Source organism: Vibrio sp. Y176, from assembly GCF_033438945.1.
Window position 1 is genome coordinate 1 of sequence record NZ_JAWOQS010000129.1, and the last position, 1,039, is coordinate 1,039.

Here is a 1,039-nt window from a genome sequence, read left to right on the forward strand (position 1 = left end):
TCGGTATTGGTCTTACTGAATAACGCACCAAGAATTGGGATGTCGCCTAGATAAGGAATTTTTGCCAATGACTCCTGCTCTTCCGACGTTAAAAGACCAGCTAACACGAAGCTTTGGCCGTCTTTCAGTTGAACTGTTGTCTGAGCTTTTCGAGTTCGTAGCGAAGGGACGCTAACTAGACCGGAGTTCACACCATTGGTTTTATCAATCGAGCTCACTTCTGGTAGCAGTGACAGGCGGATGTTTTCTGAATCTGTCACCTTAGCAACCATAGACAGCTTTACCCCGTATTCTTTATAAGTTACGGAAATACCATCGTTGTCTCGAACGGTAATTGGGATTTCACCACCGACAAGAAAGCTCGCCGATTCGCCAGAAATTACCGACAGGTTTGGCTCAGCCAGCACTTGGCCGATACTGTCGTTGCCACTCGCTGAGATAACCGCGACGATATCTTCTGCCGTAAAGTCCAGAATTTTGTTGACGAACTGACCAGCACCGCCAATCGACTTACCATTCGTCTCTGCGTATGACACGCCGAGTTCTGTTAAGAATGAGCTCGAAACCTCTGCAACCGTCAACTTCAAATTGATTTGATCGGTAGTGAGCACTTTTAGGTTGTTGATGATATCTTCGAAAACGTAAGTAGCTGTATAGTCAAGCGGATCAACGGATTCTCCATTTGCGCCAGAAAGCTCAAAAGTATTTCTTTGCTTACTCTTTTTCAGCATCTCGCCAACATGGCGGTAAACTTTGTCTTTGATCTCTTCGCTGCTAACAACACCATCAATGACTATTTGCTCACCAATATTGGTCAGCTTAATGTCTTCATCTGGATATCTCGCAATAATGGTTTGCTTTAAAAGTCTTAGACTCTTGTTGACTACCACTTCTGCGTTATAAATTTCGTTTCCGGCTCGATCATAAGCAATGATCGACGTTGCACCACGACCGATACCGTAAATCACGAGCTTCCCATTTGCGATTACCTTGTAGTCCGCAATTTGAGTGTCTGCGACAAATACGGTGTCGATATTAC

1 protein-coding gene is annotated in these 1,039 nt (G+C 44.7%); it reads right to left on the reverse strand.

The annotated features are described in order from the left end of the window. The coding region (locus tag R7O13_RS24570) for a type II and III secretion system protein family protein (protein WP_318304899.1) at positions 1 to 1,039 on the reverse strand (1,039 nt) is incomplete at both ends.